The 18,466-nt window shown below is 44.9% G+C and carries 15 protein-coding genes; 14 read left to right on the forward strand and 1 reads right to left on the reverse strand.

The annotated features are described in order from the left end of the window. Nucleotides 1-38 precede the first annotated feature (38 nt). The gene (gene pheS, locus EV146_RS14090) at nt 39-1,076 is read left to right on the forward strand and encodes a phenylalanine--tRNA ligase subunit alpha (protein ID WP_132007305.1); all 1,038 of its coding nucleotides are present in this window, start codon (nt 39-41) and stop codon (nt 1,074-1,076) included. Nucleotides 1,077-1,094: 18 nt separating this feature from the next. Continuing rightward, nucleotides 1,095-3,509, forward strand: coding sequence for a phenylalanine--tRNA ligase subunit beta (pheT, locus tag EV146_RS14095; protein WP_132007308.1), 2,415 nt, complete (start codon nt 1,095-1,097; stop codon nt 3,507-3,509). Nucleotides 3,510-3,992: 483 nt separating this feature from the next. Here pheT and rnhC read toward each other — a convergent pair whose 3' ends face one another. Then, nucleotides 3,993-4,925 (reverse strand): ribonuclease HIII, encoded by a 933-nt coding sequence (gene rnhC / locus EV146_RS14100; protein WP_219916319.1) that lies wholly within the window; start codon nt 4,923-4,925, stop codon nt 3,993-3,995. A 138-nt stretch (nt 4,926-5,063) separates the two neighbouring features. On the opposite strand from rnhC, the gene zapA reads away from it, so the two are divergent. The 12 genes from zapA to uvrC all read left to right on the forward strand — a co-directional run bounded on the left by zapA (nt 5,064) and on the right by uvrC (nt 18,434). After that, entirely contained in the window at nt 5,064-5,327 is a 264-nt protein-coding gene (gene zapA, locus EV146_RS14105) for a cell division protein ZapA (protein WP_371862443.1), read from the forward strand. 5 nt (nt 5,328-5,332) lie between these two features. Beyond that, complete coding sequence (locus EV146_RS14110) at nt 5,333-5,872, forward strand: CvpA family protein (protein WP_132007314.1); 540 nt, start codon at nt 5,333-5,335, stop codon at nt 5,870-5,872. A gap of 133 nt (nt 5,873-6,005) precedes the next feature. Then, nucleotides 6,006-7,727 carry a DNA polymerase/3'-5' exonuclease PolX gene (gene polX, locus EV146_RS14115; RefSeq protein ID WP_132007317.1) on the forward strand — a complete coding sequence of 574 codons (1,722 nt, stop codon included), beginning with the start codon at nt 6,006-6,008 and terminating at the stop codon, nt 7,725-7,727. Between the two features lie 33 nt (nt 7,728-7,760). Further along, entirely contained in the window at nt 7,761-10,115 is a 2,355-nt protein-coding gene (locus EV146_RS14120) for an endonuclease MutS2 (protein WP_132007320.1), read from the forward strand. A 13-nt stretch (nt 10,116-10,128) separates the two neighbouring features. Continuing rightward, nucleotides 10,129-10,533, forward strand: coding sequence for a DUF350 domain-containing protein (locus tag EV146_RS14125; protein ID WP_121611489.1), 405 nt, complete (start codon nt 10,129-10,131; stop codon nt 10,531-10,533). Between the two features lie 249 nt (nt 10,534-10,782). Then, on the forward strand, nt 10,783-12,483 hold the full coding sequence (locus EV146_RS14130) for an AMP-binding protein (protein WP_241993919.1): 1,701 nt from the start codon (nt 10,783-10,785) through the stop codon (nt 12,481-12,483). A gap of 196 nt (nt 12,484-12,679) precedes the next feature. Beyond that, nucleotides 12,680-13,261, forward strand: coding sequence for a TetR/AcrR family transcriptional regulator (locus EV146_RS14135; protein WP_121611490.1), 582 nt, complete (start codon nt 12,680-12,682; stop codon nt 13,259-13,261). Nucleotides 13,262-13,324: 63 nt separating this feature from the next. Then, nucleotides 13,325-14,098, forward strand: a complete 774-nt coding sequence (locus EV146_RS14140) for an enoyl-CoA hydratase (protein ID WP_132007323.1) — start codon at nt 13,325-13,327, stop codon at nt 14,096-14,098. Nucleotides 14,099-14,196: 98 nt separating this feature from the next. Further along, the gene (locus EV146_RS14145) at nt 14,197-14,970 is read left to right on the forward strand and encodes an electron transfer flavoprotein subunit beta/FixA family protein (RefSeq protein WP_132007326.1); all 774 of its coding nucleotides are present in this window, start codon (nt 14,197-14,199) and stop codon (nt 14,968-14,970) included. 51 nt (nt 14,971-15,021) lie between these two features. Continuing rightward, nucleotides 15,022-15,999: an electron transfer flavoprotein subunit alpha/FixB family protein gene (locus EV146_RS14150; protein WP_132007329.1), complete on the forward strand. Its 978-nt coding sequence runs from the start codon at nt 15,022-15,024 to the stop codon at nt 15,997-15,999. A 168-nt stretch (nt 16,000-16,167) separates the two neighbouring features. Next, nucleotides 16,168-16,482 (forward strand): thioredoxin, encoded by a 315-nt coding sequence (trxA, locus tag EV146_RS14155; protein WP_121611494.1) that lies wholly within the window; start codon nt 16,168-16,170, stop codon nt 16,480-16,482. A 179-nt stretch (nt 16,483-16,661) separates the two neighbouring features. Beyond that, complete coding sequence (uvrC, locus tag EV146_RS14160; protein ID WP_132007332.1) at nt 16,662-18,434, forward strand: excinuclease ABC subunit UvrC; 1,773 nt, start codon at nt 16,662-16,664, stop codon at nt 18,432-18,434. The last annotated feature ends 32 nt before the right edge of the window (nt 18,435-18,466 follow it).

Consider the following 18,466-nt stretch of genomic DNA (forward strand, 5'->3'; position numbering starts at 1 on the left):
TTTTATTTTGTCTTTTTATATGAAGGAGGATTTACTAAATGCAGGAACGATTAAAAGAACTGCAGGCAGAAGCGCTTGATAAAATAGCGCAAGCTGCGGACCTAAAGGAATTAAATGATATCCGTGTTGCTTTTCTTGGAAAAAAAGGCCCGATTACAGAAGTATTAAAGGGCATGGGGAAACTATCGGCAGAGGAAAGACCCAAAATGGGAGCCCTTGCCAATGAAGTCAGGGATGCAATCTCCAGTCAAATCGAAGCCAGGCAAACTGAACTTGAAGCTGCAGCTGTCGAACTTAAGCTTGCTGCCGAGAAAATTGACGTCACACTCCCCGGCCGTCCTGTTAAAGCTGGCAATCACCATCCGCTGACGAGGATTATCGAGGAAATCGAGGATTTGTTTATCGGTATGGGCTATACAGTCGCAGAAGGTCCAGAGGTTGAACAGGACTATTATAATTTTGAAGCCCTGAACCTGCCAAAAGGCCATCCAGCGCGTGATATGCAGGATTCATTCTATATTACCGAGGAGATTCTGCTTCGTACTCATACCTCGCCTGTGCAGGCAAGGACTATGGAAAAGCGACAGGGCAAGGGGCCGGTCAAGATCATCTGTCCAGGAAAGGTTTACCGCCGTGACAATGATGATGCAACCCACTCCCACCAGTTCACTCAAATAGAGGGTCTGGTAATTGACGAAAATATTCGTTTAAGCGACCTTAAAGGGACACTTGATGTATTTGCAAAAAAAATGTTCGGTGCAGACCGGGAAATCCGTCTTCGCCCAAGCTTCTTCCCTTTTACAGAGCCGTCTGTTGAAATGGATATTTCCTGTAAAATGTGCGGGGGACATGGCTGCAGCACATGTAAAGGAACAGGTTGGATCGAAATTCTTGGGGCTGGGATGGTTCATCCGAATGTATTGGAAATGGCCGGTTACGATTCAAAGAGATATACAGGATTTGCCTTTGGAATGGGACCAGAGCGGATTGCCATGCTGAAATACGGCATTGATGATATTCGCCATTTTTATACAAATGACATCCGTTTCTTAAAGCAATTTTCGGTAACTGAATAGGGATTAGGAGGAAAAATCATGCTTGTATCATATAAATGGCTGCAGGAATATGTAGATGTAACAGGAGTTTCTGCAGAAGAGCTCGCAGAAAAAATTACGAAAAGCGGCATTGAGGTTGAGGGGGTAGATACCCTAAACGAAGGGCTGAGCGGAGTTGTAGTCGGCCACGTCCTGGAATGCGAAAAACATCCAAATGCTGAAAAACTGAACAAAACACTCGTCGACCTTGGGCAGGAAGAACCAGTGCAAATCATTTGTGGTGCACCTAATGTCGCCAAAGGCCAGAAAGTAGCTGTTGCAACCGTTGGAGCAGTGCTGCCAGGTAATTTCAAAATAAAGAAAGCAAAGCTGCGCGGCGAGGAATCAAACGGAATGATTTGTTCTTTGCAAGAGCTGGGCATTGAAGCAAAGCTGGTTGCCAAGGAATTTTCTGAAGGAATCTTTGTATTCCCGGAAGATACGGAGGTTGGCCAGGATGCCCTTGCTACCCTTGGGAGAGCAGACCAGGTGCTTGAACTTGGCCTGACGCCGAACCGTGCAGATTGCCTAAGCATGCTGGGAGTGGCCTATGAAGTAGGGGCAATCCTTAATAAAGAAGTGAAATGGCCTGAACCAAAATCTGAAACCGCAGCCGAAAAGGCTGAGGATTATATCAAGGTGACAGTGGAGGCAAAAGAAGATAATCCTCTTTACGTTGCCAAAGTCATCAAAAACATCAAGGTAGGTCCATCTCCATTATGGATGCAGACAAGATTGATGGCTTCCGGTATTCGTCCGCATAACAATGTGGTCGACATTACCAACTACATCCTTCTCGAATACGGCCAGCCACTGCATGCTTTTGATTATGACCGTCTTGGTTCAAAAGAAATTCTTGTTCGCAGGGCAAAGCAAGGGGAAGAAATTGTCACTCTTGACGAGGCAAAGCGCAAGCTAACTGAGGACCATTTAGTCATTACCAATGGAAATGAACCGGTTGCTCTGGCGGGGGTAATGGGAGGAGCGAATTCCGAAGTCAGCTCCGACACCACGACCGTTTTGCTTGAATCTGCTTATTTTACCGGTCCTGCAATCCGAAAGGCTTCCAAAGACCATGGTTTGCGAAGTGAGGCAAGCGCCCGTTATGAAAAAGGTGTAGATCCAAAAAGGGCCAGGGCAGCGGCTGAAAGAGCGGTTGAATTACTGGCCAGATATGCGGGGGGAGAAGTGCTGGAAGGGTCGGTTGAAGCCGATCATCTTACAGCAGAGCCTGCGGTTGTTTCTGTAACACTCGATAAAATTAATTCAGTCATCGGGTCCGAACTAAGCATGCCTGAAGTCCAGGATATTTTCTCCAGATTGAAGTTTGGTGCTTCAGTCGATAACGATACAATCACGGTTACTGTTCCAACACGCCGAGGAGATATAACAATTGAAGAAGATTTGATTGAAGAAGTGGCTCGCCTTTACGGATATGACAATGTGCCAAAAACACTGCCGGTAGGGGCGTCTACTCCTGGCCATCTGAGCGAGTACCAGCAAAAACGCAGGATTGTCCGCCGCTTTTTAGAAGGGGCTGGTCTGTATCAGGCCATTACCTACTCGCTGACCAGCAAGGAAAAGGCTTCTCAATATGCCCTTGAAAAACGGGAGCCGGTTGCACTTGCCATGCCGATGAGTGAGGATCGAAGCCTGCTTCGCTTGAGCATCATACCACAGCTGCTCGAAGTGCTGAAATACAATTTGGCCCGTCAGAACGACAGTCTTGCTGTCTATGAAACGGGTGCTGTCTTCCTTAAAAACAATGCTGGCGATTTACCGGAAGAAAGGGAGCATCTTGCAGGAGCAATCACCGGCTTGTGGGAGAACCATCAATGGCAGGGGCAGAAGACACAGGTTGATTTTTATGTCATAAAAGGAATCCTTGAAGGCCTGTTCGCAAAGCTTGGCCTGGAAGGAAAAGTACAATTCAGTGCATCACAAAGAGAAGGCATGCATCCTGGCCGTACCGCAGAATTAACCCTTGACGGAAAAGTCATCGGGTTTGTCGGCCAGGTGCACCCAACAGTTGAAAAAGCAATGGATTTAAAGGAAACCTATGTTTTCGAAATCAGTTTAAAGTCATTGTTGGAGGCTCCTTCAGAAACTCTTCAATATCAATCAATCCCTAGGTATCCCTCTATTACAAGGGATATTGCCCTAGTGGTCGACAGGGAAAAGGCGGCAGGAGAACTGGAAGGGATCATTGCAGAAGCCGGCGGCAAATTGCTGAAAGAGGTCCATGTATTTGATTTATACGAGGGAGAGCGCATGGAGCAAGGGAAGAAATCCATTGCATTCTCTTTAAAATATTTCGATCCTGAAAGAACGCTGACTGACGAAGATATCACAAAAGCCCATGATAAAGTACTAAATGCTGTTAAGGAAAAAGCAGGAGCTGTGCTCAGGGGATAACGAAGAAAGAGGCTGACACCATATTTAAATTGGTGCAGCCTTTTTTTATTGGGAATGTGATTTATTGGATTTTTGAAAAATGGGAAGAGACAGTAGGGACTAGAGCTCACCCTTATCTTATGAAAAGGGGAGTGGAGGAAGAGGGGAAGGCAGGGAGGTTCTGTACTCGTACATAAAGGAGCTGAGGGGGTTTAGTTAAAAAGAACGCTAAACATGACAAAGAGAAAGGGCGTGCCCTATTCCGAGGGAAAAGGGATTGGGTGGGAACACAAAAAGAAAAGGCGTGTCCGGAATATCCGGCCAAACCAGGATAGGGTGTGGTACCAAGATCAGAATACACTTTGCTTCCCCTAACTGCGGTCCGCTCCACGGTAGTATAAGCTTTTGTTTGAAATGTAAAAAGGCGGGGAGACAGCCTTCCCAAAAAGAAGCTGAAATTAAAAAGGCGTCCTATAGGAATAGGACACCCTGCATGGCATATGATCAGTCTTTCCTTGCCAGTCTCATGGCTTTGTCTGTATTGGCAAAATGGAGTTTGACGAATTCGGGAAGACACTCGGTCCCTTTGCTTTTAATCAGTCTAGCTGCTGCCAGGTCGACTTGGGAGCCGGCCCCTTTAGGCAGAGTGAATCCTGCTTTTTCTCCCAGCTTTTCAAAGTGCTTCACAAAAGCATACCTTGCAATCATGGATGCTGCGGCAACAGCGAGGTGAATTCCCTCTGCTTTTGTGCTGAAGTAAACGTTATCCCTTATGATATTTTGCTTGCCCTTTAAGTGGGAATAGTAGATTTCTTCCTTCGCAAATTGGTCGATTAGAATAGCTTCAGGCTTTTCTGGAGCGATTTTATTCAATACATGGCCTATCGCCTGATTATGGAGGAGTGCCTTTAGTTTACCCTGGGACATGCCGGATCCCTGCATCTGATTATACTTCTGATTATGCAGTGTGAGCAGGCTGTAAGGAACAAACTCGACTAGCTGCTTGGCAATGGCGATAATTTTATCATCTTTAAGGTTCTTGGAATCCTGGACACCCAGCTCTTTTAGGAGTTCAAGGTCCTGCTTTTTCACGTACGCGGCAACTACTGTGATGGGCCCGAAATAATCGCCGGTCCCGACCTCATCAGATCCAATAATGGACATCGAGCTGATCTGGGCAGGAAGTTTTGCAGAAATCGGTTGCTGCTTAGGCGATGGACCGGCAGAGGAGGAAGGCTGTCCCCATTTGGCGGCCTCTGACTCTCCGTCTCTCCCTTGAAACAAAACCTTGCCAGATTTGTAAGCGGTAATGGCACACCCCGGTGTTTTTGCAGCAAACACTCCGCCGGCAGGAACCTTCGGACTAAGAAAAGGGCTGTAGTGAGCCTCCATTTTTTTTATCTCGCTTAAACTGGTCGTTAGCACTGTATTCCCCAATATAAAAGCACTTCCTTTGTAAAATGATGATTCTTGCAGGTTTCCCTAAAATCTTGGTTCAAATGACAGTCTCTGACTTCCCTGTGTTTTTTCTTCATGTTATAGTATAGAATAGGATTCTCAGGAATGGAGGCAAGGATGTTGTCAGACACAAAAAAAATTCGCACAACAGTGGACATATACGGACAGCAGTATACTATAGTCGGAACGGAAAGCACTAGCCATATCCGGCTGATCGCCTCTATGGTTGATGATAAAATGCGGGAAATCAGCTCGATGAATCCTTCCCTCGATATAAATAAATTAGCCGTTTTGACAGCCGTAAATGCAGTCAATGACTATCTTAAAATAAAAGACCGCGCTGAAAAGCTTGAAGCAGAAATTCAAAGGATAAAGGACTGAATGACATGTTAGATCTTATTGTTCTGATACTGCTGTTGATTGGGTTTTTCATAGGGCTGAAAAGAGGTTTTATCCTCCAGTCCATCCATTTGACCGGCTTTATCATTGCATTTATCTTTGCTTATATTTTTTATGACCAGCTCGCCCCGAATCTGACGCTGTGGATACCGTATCCCAGCTTCGGAAACAGTGACTTGAACTTACTATTTGCGGACGGTGACATTGAAACAGCCTACTACCGTGCAATCGCATTTGTCGCGATTTTTTTTGCTGCCAAAATCCTGCTTCAAATTATTGGTTCAATGTTTGATTTTGTTGCCAATCTTCCGATATTACGGGGGCTCAATGTGTGGGCAGGCGGTTTTCTTGGATTTTTGGAAGTTTACCTGCTACTATTTATTGTATTATACATAGTTGCACTTTTGCCAATTGGTGCTGTTCAGGATCCGCTGCATAACTCAGTGCTTGCTGAAGGCATTATCAAGCATACCCCGGTGTTTTCTGAACAAATTAAACAATGGTGGTTTGAATATATGGCAGCCTGACTTCTCTGTGACGGAGGAGTTTTTCTTTTGATTTCCTTTAATGTACAAAATTCTATAAAATAAAAATATCTAGTTTGCGTTTTAAGGCTGGGATGCCTTCATGACAAATATGCGATAAGGCAGGTGCCAAAAGATGTCGGCTAATAAAAAAGATGTTGTCAGGCTATTGGAAACTATAGCTATCTATATGGAATTAAAAGGGGACAACCCCTTTAAAATTGGAGCCTTCAGAAAAGCCGCTGGTGCTTTGGAGTCAGATGACAGAAGCCTTACAGATATGGGGGATCTCACTGCACTTCCGGGAATCGGCAAAGGAACGGCTGGTGTGATTGAAGAGTACATTTCAGAAGGTTCTTCTTCTGTTCTTCAGGAACTGCAGACAGAGGTTCCAAGCGGCCTGGTAGCCTTGCTCCAGCTTCCGGGGCTTGGCGGAAAGAAAATTTCAAAGCTTCATAAAGAGCTTGGGATTGAAGATGCTGAAGGCCTTGAAGAAGCATGCAGGCAGGGGGAAATCCGTGAACTTGCGGGGTTCGGCAAAAAGTCCGAGGAAAAAATCCTGGCCGCACTTGAAAGCTTTGGGACACGTCCAGAAAGGCTGCCGCTTTCCTATATGCTGCCTGTGGCAGAAATGATCGAGTCCCGCTTGGAGAAATTCGAAGGAATCGAGAGGTTTTCAAGGGCTGGGAGTCTCCGAAGAGTGCGTGAAACAGTTAGAGATCTGGATTTTATCATTGCAGTCAAAAATGCGGAACAGGTGAAAAACCAGCTGGCAGCATTGCCGAATATTAAAGAGACCATTGCTGCGGGTGATACGAAGGTGTCGCTGACATTTGGACTGGATTATGAGGTCAATGTGGATTTCCGCCTAGTAAGTCCTGCGGAATTTGCGACCGCTCTTCATCATTTTACTGGTTCAAAAGACCATAATGTCCGAATGAGACAGCTGGCAAAGGATAGAGGGGAAAAAATCAGTGAATACGGAGTAGAGCATATCGAAACGGGGGAGGTTCGCACCTTTGATTCTGAAGAAGGATTTTACGGGCATTTCGGCCTCCCTTTTATCCCTCCTGAACTAAGGGAGGATGGGAGCGAAGTCGAGCATTACCGAGGTGACTTGGGGCTGGTTACGTTAGCATCCATCCAGGGTGATTTGCATATGCACTCGGCATGGAGTGATGGAGCTCATTCGATTGAAGAAATGGCCGAAGCATGCAGGGCACGGGGTTACCGTTATATGGCAATCACGGATCACTCCCAGTTTTTAAAGGTGGCGAATGGGCTTACTCCCGACCGTCTCAGAAAACAAATTGAAGAGGTCCGCAGGCTGAATCAGAAGTACACCGATTTTACAATCCTTGCGGGTATTGAAATGGATATCCTTCCTGACGGGCGCCTTGACTATGATGATGACCTCCTTTCTGAACTGGATCTCGTGATTGCTTCCATTCACTCATCATTTTCACAGCCTCGGGAAAAGATTATGGAACGATTGAAGAATGCACTGATGAATCCACATGTCGATATTATCGCTCATCCTACAGGGAGAGTCATCGGCCGCAGGGACGGCTATGATGTTGACATCGACATGCTGGTTCAGCTGGCAAAAGAAACAAACACAGCGTTGGAGCTTAACGCCAATCCTCACCGTCTCGATCTCGCTTCTGTTCATCTTAGAAAAGTCCAGGAAGCGGGGGTTAAGCTGGTCATTAATACAGATGCACATAAAATGGATACACTTACAGATATGGAGATTGGGGTTTCGGCGGCTCGAAAAGGGTGGATTAAGGAATCTTCCGTTTTAAATGCGATGAGCCTGGAAGCATTGCTGGACTACCTCCACAACCGAGACAGCTAAGCCGAATACCTTCGTTGGAAGGAGAATGCTATTTTGCAGGAAAGAGTGCTGAAAACACTTGAATTTACTAAAATTAAAGAGCAAATGCTGGACCATGTTTCCTCATCGCTGGGCCGTGAAAAAGCCCTCAACCTGATGCCTTCCGTTGACTATGAGGAAGTGATCAGGCTTCAGGAGGAGACAGATGAAGCAGTTAAGGTGCTGCGATTAAAAGGGAATGTCCCGCTTGGAGGAATTTCGGATATCCGTGCCCATGTAAAGAGGGCAATTATCGGCGGAATGCTGAGCCCTTTGGAACTTGTACAGGTCGCAAGCACAGTTCATGCCAGCAGACAAATGAAAAAATTTATTACGGATATGGCAGAAGAAACGGAGATCCCGATCCTGGAAGGATATGCGGAAGGGATCATAGTCCTTGCAGAGGTTGAGGAAAAGATAAAGCATGCCATTGAGGAGAATGGAGAGGTCCTGGACAGTGCCAGCGATACGTTAAGGTCGCTGCGGCAGCAGCTTCGTTCCAGAGAAGCAAGAGTCCGCGAACGGCTGGAAAGCATGATCCGCTCATCCAATGCCCAGAAGATGCTTTCTGATGCGATTATCACGATTCGAAACGACCGTTTTGTCATTCCTGTCAAACAGGAATACAGGGGGCATTATGGCGGGATTGTCCATGATCAAAGTTCATCGGGACAGACATTGTTTATAGAGCCTCAATCCGTGGTGCAGCTGAACAATGAACTTCAGGGAATACGCGTAAGAGAGCAGCTGGAAATCGAGAGAATCCTCATCGAGCTGTCAGTCCTCGTAGGAGAAAATCATGAGGACCTCCTTTCGATTGTTGAAATCCTTGCCGATCTGGATTTCATGTTTGCAAAGGCCAGGTACGGTAATAAAATAAAAGGTTCAAAGCCGGCGGTCAATAATAAGGGGATTATTTCGCTCTATCAGGCCCGTCATCCACTGATCCCGATTGACGAAGTTGTGCCGAATACGATTGTGCTTGGCAAGGACTATTCTACAATTGTCATAACCGGCCCAAATACGGGCGGAAAGACCGTAACACTTAAAACCTTGGGACTATGTACGCTGATGGCCCAGGCTGGCCTGCAGGTTCCTGCACTTGACGGTTCTGAAATCGCGGTTTTTGATGCGGTTTATGCAGATATTGGCGACGAGCAGTCCATAGAGCAAAGCTTAAGCACCTTTTCGTCCCATATGGTCAACATTGTTGATATTCTTGAACGAGTCGATTTTAACAGTCTTGTCTTATTTGATGAGCTTGGTGCGGGCACGGATCCTCAGGAAGGGGCGGCACTGGCCATTTCGATTCTTGATGAGGTGTACCGGCGCGGAGCAAGAGTTATTGCGACCACTCACTACCCCGAATTGAAGGCATATGGCTATAATAGGGAAGGTGTCATCAATGCGAGCGTGGAATTTAATGTTGAAACATTAAGTCCTACCTACAAATTGCTGATTGGAGTCCCAGGCCGGAGCAATGCGTTTGAAATATCCAAACGGCTGGGCCTGAGAGAATCGGTCATAGAAAAAGCAAAAACCTATATCAGCGCTGACAGCAATCAAGTGGAAAACATGATTGCCTCTCTTGAAGCCAGCAAGAGGCTGGCAGAGAAAGAAGCAGAGGAAGCTCATGAACTCCTCAAAGACGCTGAAAGGCTTCATAAGGATCTCCAAAAACAAATGATGGCTTATTATGATCGAAAAGATGAGCTGGTCGAAAAAGCAAAAGAGAAAGCGGCGGGAATAGTCGAGAAGGCAAGGCAGGATGCGGAAGAGGTTATCCGTGATTTGAGGCAGATGAGGCTCGAAAAGAGCGCGGAAGTAAAAGAGCATGAGCTGATTGATGCAAGGAGGAGGCTAGCAGAGGCTGCTCCGGAGCGAAAGCAGGCAAACAAGGAAAACAAAAAAACAGGAACCAGGCATGATTTTAGTGCGGGTGATGAAGTCATGGTTACTACTTTTGGACAAAAAGGACATCTGGTTGATAGAGTTTCTGACAACGAGTGGCAGGTTCAGATCGGAATTCTGAAAATGAAAGTCAAAGAACGCGATATGGAGTTTATAGAAACGCCGAAACAGAAAGACGTAAGGCAGGTGGCTGTCGTAAAAGGGCGGGACTCCCATGTCGGACTTGAACTGGACCTTCGGGGGGAACGGTATGAAGATGCATTAAGGCGCGTTGAAAAGTATATTGACGACGCTTTGCTTGCCAGCTACCCACGTGTTTCCATCATTCATGGAAAAGGAACAGGTGCCTTGATGAGAGGGGTCCAGGAATATTTGAAAAATCACCGTTCTGTTAAGAAAATCCGATTTGGAGAGGCTGGCGAAGGCGGAACGGGAGTAACAGTCGTCGAATTTAAATGATTGGCGGGATTCTATGAATCAATTCTGGGAAAATGATTTTGTTCAGACAGCGGGTTATTACAGTGTTGCCATTCTCTGTACAATTGTCTTTTTAGCTCTCTTTGAACTGGTGACCAAATACCGCAACTGGGAGGAAATCAAAAATGGCAATATATCGGTGGCAATGGCAACTGGGGGGAAGATTTTTGGTGTATCCAATATCTTTCGCCATTCAATAAGTGAGCATGATTCCTTGATCAATATGATCAGCTGGGGAATATTTGGATTCATGCTTCTGCTTGTTGGATACTTCATATTTGAGTTTATGACACCAAAGTTTAATATTGATCTAGAAATTCAAAATGATAATCGTGCTGTCGGATTCATTTCAATGGTAATTTCCGTAGGGCTGAGTTATGTAATCGGGGCAGGAATCTAGTAAGGGGAGAAAGTATTGGAAACATTAGCGAAAGTTTTGATGGCCCTTTGCCTTGTTTTTATTGTAATTGGTCTTGTTTACTTATTTTTATAAAATAATAAAAATGGACTCCTTTGCAGGGGTCTATTTTTATTTCTCCCCCACTGCATGTACAACTGGTATTTCTAATTCTAATTGTATAGATAAGGTCATTATATTATAATAAGACTGAAAGAATAGAATTTTCGGAAAAATGAGGAGGCGTTATTCTTGGTGCAAAGGCCCTGGTTAGATCAATATCCTCCAGAAATCCCTCGAACTTTAGATTATAAGGATGTGCCTGTCCAAAATTATTTAATGATGACAGCGAAGGAATTTCCCAGCAAGACAGCCATCCATTTTATGGGCAAAGAACTTACTTACAGGCAGGTATATGAATCGGCCAGAAAACTGGCAGGCTATCTCCAGTCGCTGGGTATAAAAAAAGGGGACAGAGCTGCCGTTATGCTTCCAAACACTCCTGCGTCCGTAATCAGCTATTTTGGCATTTTAATGGCAGGAGGCGTAGTTGTCCAAACGAATCCTCTTTACACAGAGCGTGAACTTGAATATCAGATGAAGGATTCAGGAGCAAAGGTGATTATTACACTCGATATCCTTTTTCCCCGTGTAGCCAAAGTGAAAGCGCAGACAAATCTGGAGCATGTAATTGTAACCGCCATCAAAGATTATCTGCCTTTTCCAAAAAATTTAATTTACCCATTCATCCAGAGGAAACAATCTGGGATCATCGTAAATATCGAACATGAAGGAAGCAACCATTTATTACCTGAGATCCTCAAACTCCCAATGGGCACCCTCACTGAGTACGAATTCAATGTCAAAGACGACTTAGCACTCCTTCAATATACTGGGGGAACGACCGGCTTTCCAAAGGGTGTCATGCTCACGCACCATAATCTTGTTGCTAATACGTCTATGTGTGAAGCTTGGTTATATAAGTGCAAAAGGGGAGAGGAAACCATTCTGGGAATCTTGCCATTCTTTCACGTTTACGGGATGACAACGGTCTTGGTCCTTTCTGTCATGCAGGGCCAAAAAATGGTGCTGCTGCCAAAATTCGATGTAAAAACGACTTTAAAGACAATTCAAAAACAACGCCCTTCATTATTTCCAGGGGCACCGACCATCTATATTGGTCTGCTGAATCATCCGGATTTAGGAAAATACAACTTATCGTCCATTGAAGCCTGTATTAGCGGCTCGGCACCGTTGCCTTTGGAAGTACAGCAGAAGTTTGAGGAAGTTACAGGAGGAAAGCTTGTGGAAGGATATGGCCTGACGGAATCTTCACCTGTCACACATTCCAATTTTTTATGGGATCAAAAACGGGTTCCGGGGAGTATTGGCGTCCCTTATCCTGACACAGATGCCGCTATATTTTCCCTGCAAAATGGCGAACCTCTTCCTCCGGGAGAAGTTGGTGAGGTGGGAGTGAAAGGGCCGCAAGTCATGAAAGGGTATTGGAACCGTCCGGAAGAGACTGCAGAGGTTCTTCGAGAGGGCTGGCTGTTTACGGGAGACCTGGGATATATGGATGAAGAAGGCTACTTCTATATTGTCGACCGTAAAAAAGATATGATTATCGCAGGAGGATTTAATATCTATCCTCGTGAAATTGAGGAGGTTCTCTACGAACATCCGGCAGTCCAGGAAGTGGTAGCAGCAGGGGTTCCTGATCCTTACAGGGGGGAGACAGTAAAAGCCTATATTGTCTGCAAAGAAGGGATGAGTGTATCAGAAGAGGAATTAAATGAGTTTGCACGCAGGCACCTGGCGGCCTATAAGGCACCAAGAATTTATGAATTCAGGGCTGAACTGCCTAAAACGGCTGTAGGAAAAATTTTAAGAAGAGCTTTAATCGAAGAAGAGAAAGCAAGATTGAGAGATGAAGAATCAAAACATGCTTAAGGAAAGCCAGTCATGGCTTTTCACCCAAAAAAATTGGATAAGCTTTCCTTGACAGAAATGGTTATAAACACTATTATAAAAATATGAATGATGATTCATTCAGTTTACAAGAACCAGCTTTGAAACAATGTTAGGGAAAGACCAATCTGCCCTGGCATTGAGCAGCATGTTCCTGGTATGAGAAGGGTGACGAATAATGAAAAGGAATAAACCAAAATTCCGGCAAATTATAGATGCGGCTGTTGTGGTCATTGCAGAAAATGGATATCATCAGGCGCAGGTATCAAAGATTGCGAAGCAGGCCGGTGTTGCAGATGGCACTATTTATTTATATTTTAAGAACAAAGAAGATATCTTAATCTCTCTCTTCCAGGAAAAAATGGGTGTCTTTATTGAGATTATAGAAGAGAAAATTGAAGGAAAAGACTCTGCTGCAGAGAAGTTATTAATGTTAGTAGAAAATCATTTTAAACTCCTGTCGGAGGACCATCACCTGGCAATTGTGACCCAGCTGGAATTAAGGCAGTCAAACAAGGAGTTAAGGCTGAAAATTAACGAGGTCCTTAAAGGGTACCTGATGCTGATTGACCGGATTCTTATTGAAGGAATTGAGAAAGGGGAATTTTCAGGTTCGCTAGACATTCGGCTGGCAAGGCAAATGATTTTTGGAACAATCGACGAAACTGTTACTTCCTGGGTTATGAATGACTTGAAATTTGACCTTCCGTCACAGGCTGAAAAAGTGCATCGCCTATTGATTTGCGGCTGCGGGAAATAAAACGGCCGTGCAATCGTCTTAGCCTTTTTTATAGTCAAAGGATTGGAAGAGTGGAGGGATTATGTGGACTATCTTAAATTTTCCCAAGATGAAAACATTGCAGTCATTCTGATTTCTCGCCCCCCTGCGAATGCTTTATCTTCAGGCTTAATAAAAGAACTTGATTCCGTCATGGACCAAATCGAAGCAAACGATGAAATTCGAGCAGTGTTAATTCATGGTGAAGGGAAGTTCTTTTCCGCCGGGGCGGATATCAAGGAATTTACGGCTGTCCAAAACGGAGAAGACTTTACTAAACTGGCGCTGCATGGACAACAGGTATTTGAAAGGATCGAGTCCTTTTCAAAGCCGATCATCGCGGCCATTCATGGGGCAGCGTTAGGCGGGGGGCTGGAACTGGCGATGGCTTGTCATATCAGGCTGGTCACGGAAACAGCCAAGCTTGGACTGCCTGAACTTCAGCTCGGGTTGATACCCGGCTTTGCAGGAACCCAGAGACTTCCAAGGTATATTGGAACAGCGCGCGCGGCGGAAATGATGCTGACAAGTGAACCAATTTCAGGCCTTGAAGCGGTTGAGTATGGATTGGCAAACCATGCATATTCAGTTGACGAGTTAATTGAAAGCGCCTACATCATTGCGCGGAAAATAGCACAGAAAAGTCCGGTCTCTGTAAGGGCTGCACTAAGTCTTTTAAAGTTTTCAAAAACTGAACAATTTTATAATGGTGTAAAAAAGGAAGCACAAACCTTCGGCGAAGTATTTGTTTCAGATGACGCCAAGGAGGGTATCGCAGCTTTTCTTGAAAAAAGACCTCCCCATTTTAAAGGGAAATAATGTTGGGCTATCTTATTGTAAAAGTGTATATATTTTTTTACCTATAGTTTTTGGGATTTTAAAACTGAAGGAATCTTAGGGTATTAGGAGGCGGAAGTATGAATATCTACGTTTTGATGAAAAGGACATTTGATACAGAAGAAAAGATCACCATCTCCGGGGGGAAGATCAACGAGGATGGGGCTGAGTTTATTATTAACCCGTATGACGAATATGCGATTGAAGAAGCGATCCAGGTACGTGACGCGAACGGCGGGGAAGTAACGGTGCTGTCAGTAGGAACTGATGAGGCAGAAAAGCAGCTCCGCACAGCACTGGCAATGGGAGCAGACAAGGCTGTCCTGATTAATATTGAAGAGGATGTCGAGGGCGGGGACCAGTTCACTACCGCTAAGGTGATTTCTCAATACTTAAAGGATAAAGATGTCGATTTAATACTTGCAGGCAATGTGGCAATCGATGGAGGGTCAGGTCAGGTTGGTCCCCGTGTAGCAGATGCGCTTGACATACCTTATGTCACAACAATTACAAAGCTTGAGATTAACGGAAGTTCTGTAACAGTAACGAGAGATGTAGAAGGTGATTCCGAAGTCATTGAAACAAGTCTCCCTCTGTTGGTGACAGCCCAGCAAGGATTGAATGAACCGCGCTACCCTTCTCTGCCCGGAATTATGAAAGCGAAGAAGAAGCCTCTGGATGAGCTTGAACTGGACGATCTTGATCTCGAAGAAGATGAAGTGGAAGCAAAAACCAAAACTATAGAGATTTATCTTCCTCCCAAGAAGGAAGCCGGCAAGGTACTGGAGGGTGAATTGGAAGCGCAGGTTAAAGAACTTGTCAGTCTTCTCCATTCAGAGGCTAAAGTGGTCTAATAAAGACGAAAGAGTTTAATTCAATTCGAAACATGCGGGAGGTAAATAGATATGGGCAGGAAAGTATTGGTGCTGGGAGAAATTCGTGAAGGTTCACTTAGGAATGTTTCCTTCGAAGCGGTGGCTGCTGCCAGAACAGTCGCAGAAGGAGGAGAAGTTGTCGGGGTGCTGATTGGGGATTCTGTCAGTGCTCTGGGGCAGGAGCTAATCAGCTATGGTGCAGAACGGGTAATAGCGGTGGAAAATGAGAAGCTTGCACAATACACACCAGATGGGTACAGCCAGGCACTGATGTCCGTTATCAAGGAAGAAAAACCGGGAGGCTTAATAATTGGGCACACGGCACTTGGAAAAGACCTGTCCCCGAAAATTGCCAGCAAGCTGAATTCCGGACTAATATCGGATGCTGTACAGGTTGAAGAAGCAGGAGGCAACCTTGTCTTTACTCGGCCGATCTATTCAGGGAAGGCTTTCGAAAAGAAAATCGTTAGTGAAGGTATAATCTTTGCTACAATCCGTCCGAATAATATCGCTTCTCTTGAAAAGGACGAGAACCGGACCGGGGACGTTTCCACTCTTTCAGTTGATATTAAGGACCTTCGCACCGTCATCAAAGAAGTAGTCCGAAAGGCAACAGAAGGTGTAGACCTCTCCGAAGCGAAAGTGGTGGTATCAGGGGGCCGAGGGGTCAGGAGTGAAGAAGGCTTTGAACCTCTTAAGGAACTGGCTAGCGTTTTAGGGGGCGCGGTCGGTGCTTCCCGGGGTGCATGCGATGCAGACTACTGCGATTATTCCCTTCAAATCGGTCAAACCGGGAAAGTAGTCACTCCCGACCTGTATATTGCCTGTGGAATTTCCGGAGCCATTCAGCATCTTGCCGGAATGTCCAATTCAAAAGTGATAGTAGCCATAAATAAAGATCCAGAAGCGAACATATTTAAAGTGGCCGATTACGGCATTGTCGGGGACCTATTTGAAGTAGTACCAATGCTGACTGAAGAATTCAAAAAGCTGAAGGTACATCAATAAAACCAGGCTGGGGCGGACGCTTTTTTCAGGTCTCCCCCTTCTTATTGTTTCAGGCATAAACTTTGGCCGAAAGGGTACATTACATACAGAAACAAATAATTAGCATCACTTTGTAAACGGTGATATACTGTCGTTAGTATTCGAGTTTTCATTATAGGAGGATTTAAAATGGCTATCACACATGCTACAGATCAAAATTTCACTTCTGAAACAGGGTCTGGTACAGTTCTTGTTGACTTTTGGGCTCCATGGTGCGGACCTTGTAAGATGATTGCACCTGTTCTGGAAGAACTGGATTCCGATATGGGTGAACAAGTTAAAATTGTAAAAGTGGATGTGGATGAAAATCAGGAGACAGCTGCAAAGTTTGGAATCATGAGCATTCCGACTCTCCTTGTCTTAAAAGACGGAGAGGTTGTCGACAAAGTGGTTGGATTCCAGCCTAAAGAAGCTCTAGCTGGGCTTCTTGGAAAACACGTTTAATATTTAACGGAGAAGGACAACCAAAAGAGCACTTTCGTGAATCTGAATACCCATCTTTTACAGGCCGGCGGGGCATCCCGCCGGTCTTTATTATAATAACTTACCAAATATCCGGGTATGCCTGTTTAGGCAGAAACGTTGTATAATATATTTATGGCAACAGGGGGTGAACAATATAAATGAATGATACCATTAAAAATAAATTGGCTTTATTGCCTGACCAGCCTGGCTGTTACTTAATGAAGGACAGGCAGGGGACCATCATCTATGTTGGAAAGGCAAAAGTCCTTAAAAATAGAGTGCGTTCCTATTTTACAGGTTCGCATGATGGAAAAACTTTAAGGCTCGTAAATGAGATTGAGGATTTTGAGTATATTGTAACATCCTCCGATATGGAAGCTTTAATACTCGAAATGAACCTGATCAAGAAATATGACCCGAAATATAATGTGATGCTAAAGGATGACAAGAGCTATCCGTTCATTAAGCTGACGGCAGAGAGGCATCCGCGCCTGATTATCACCCGCAAGGTTAAAAAGGACAGCGGAAAATATTTCGGGCCCTATCCAAATGTCCAGGCAGCAAATGAAACAAAAAAACTCCTGGACAGGATCTATCCCCTCAGAAAATGTGTAACCCTGCCTGACAGGGTGTGTTTATACTATCACATAGGGCAGTGTCTGGCTCCTTGTGTGAACGGTGTGGAAGTTAAAGAATACAAGAAAATTACGGATGAAATCGCCCGATTTTTAAACGGTGGATATAAAGAGATAAAGAAGGAGCTTGCGGCAAAGATGACGTCTGCTGCAGAAGAGCTTGATTTTGAGCGTGCAAAAGAATACCGCGATAAAATTGTCCATATAGAAGCCACAATGGAAAAACAGAAAATGACGATGACTGACTTCACGGACAGGGATGTATTTGGCTATGCTGTAGATAAAGGGTGGATGTGTGTACAGGTATTTTTTATCCGGCAAGGCAAATTAATTGAACGGGAAGTGTCCATGTTCCCCATTCATGATGAGCCTGATGAAGAAATCCTGACGTTCCTGGGCCAATTCTATTCTGTACCCGAGCATTTTAAACCAAAAGAAATTTTTGTTCCTGACAGCGTGAACTCGGAGATGGCCGAGCAATTGTTAATGGTAAAGGTGCTTAAGCCGCAGCGTGGCCAGAAAAAAGACCTGGTGAAGCTTGCCTGTAAAAATGCCGCTATCGCTTTGAAAGAAAAATTCTCATTAATTGAGCGGGATGAAGAAAGAACGATAAAAGCAGTAGAAAACCTGGGGAAACAAATGGGGATTTTTACTCCCCACAGGATTGAAGCATATGATAATTCCAATATACAGGGGACAGATCCGGTTTCAGCAATGATTGTGTTTATTGACGGAAAACCGGAAAAGAAGGAATACCGGAAGTATAAAATTAAATCTGTCCAGGGCCCGGATGATTATGAATCCATGCGGGAGGTCGTCAGGAGAAGATATACAAGAGTCTTGAAGGAAGGTCTCCCTCTTGCAGACTTAATTATCATTGATGGAGGGAAGGGCCATATCGAGGCCGCCAGGGATGTTCTGGAAAATGAACTTGGTCTGGATATCCCGATTGCAGGTTTGGCAAAGGATGAAAAACACAGGACTTCCCAGCTGCTCTATGGAAATCCTCTTGAAATCATCAGTCTGCAGAGAAACAGCCAGGAGTTTTATCTGCTGCAGCGGATTCAGGATGAAGTTCACCGTTTTGCCATTACGTTTCACCGGCAGCTTAGGGGGAAAAATGCTTTTCAGTCGCTGCTTGATGATATTTCGGGAATCGGTGAGAAAAGAAAAAAGCTGTTGCTGAAACAGTTTGGTTCCGTAAAAAAGATGCGGGAAGCAAGCCTTGAAGAACTGACAGCTGCGGGAATACCTGCCAATGTGGCGGCAGAATTGCAAGAGAAATTGCAGGAATAGTATTGGCAGATGGAATAGCCTGTGCTATAATG

Source organism: Mesobacillus foraminis (genome assembly GCF_004340465.1).
GTDB classification, from domain to species: domain Bacteria; phylum Bacillota; class Bacilli; order Bacillales; family Cytobacillaceae; genus Mesobacillus_B; species Mesobacillus_B foraminis.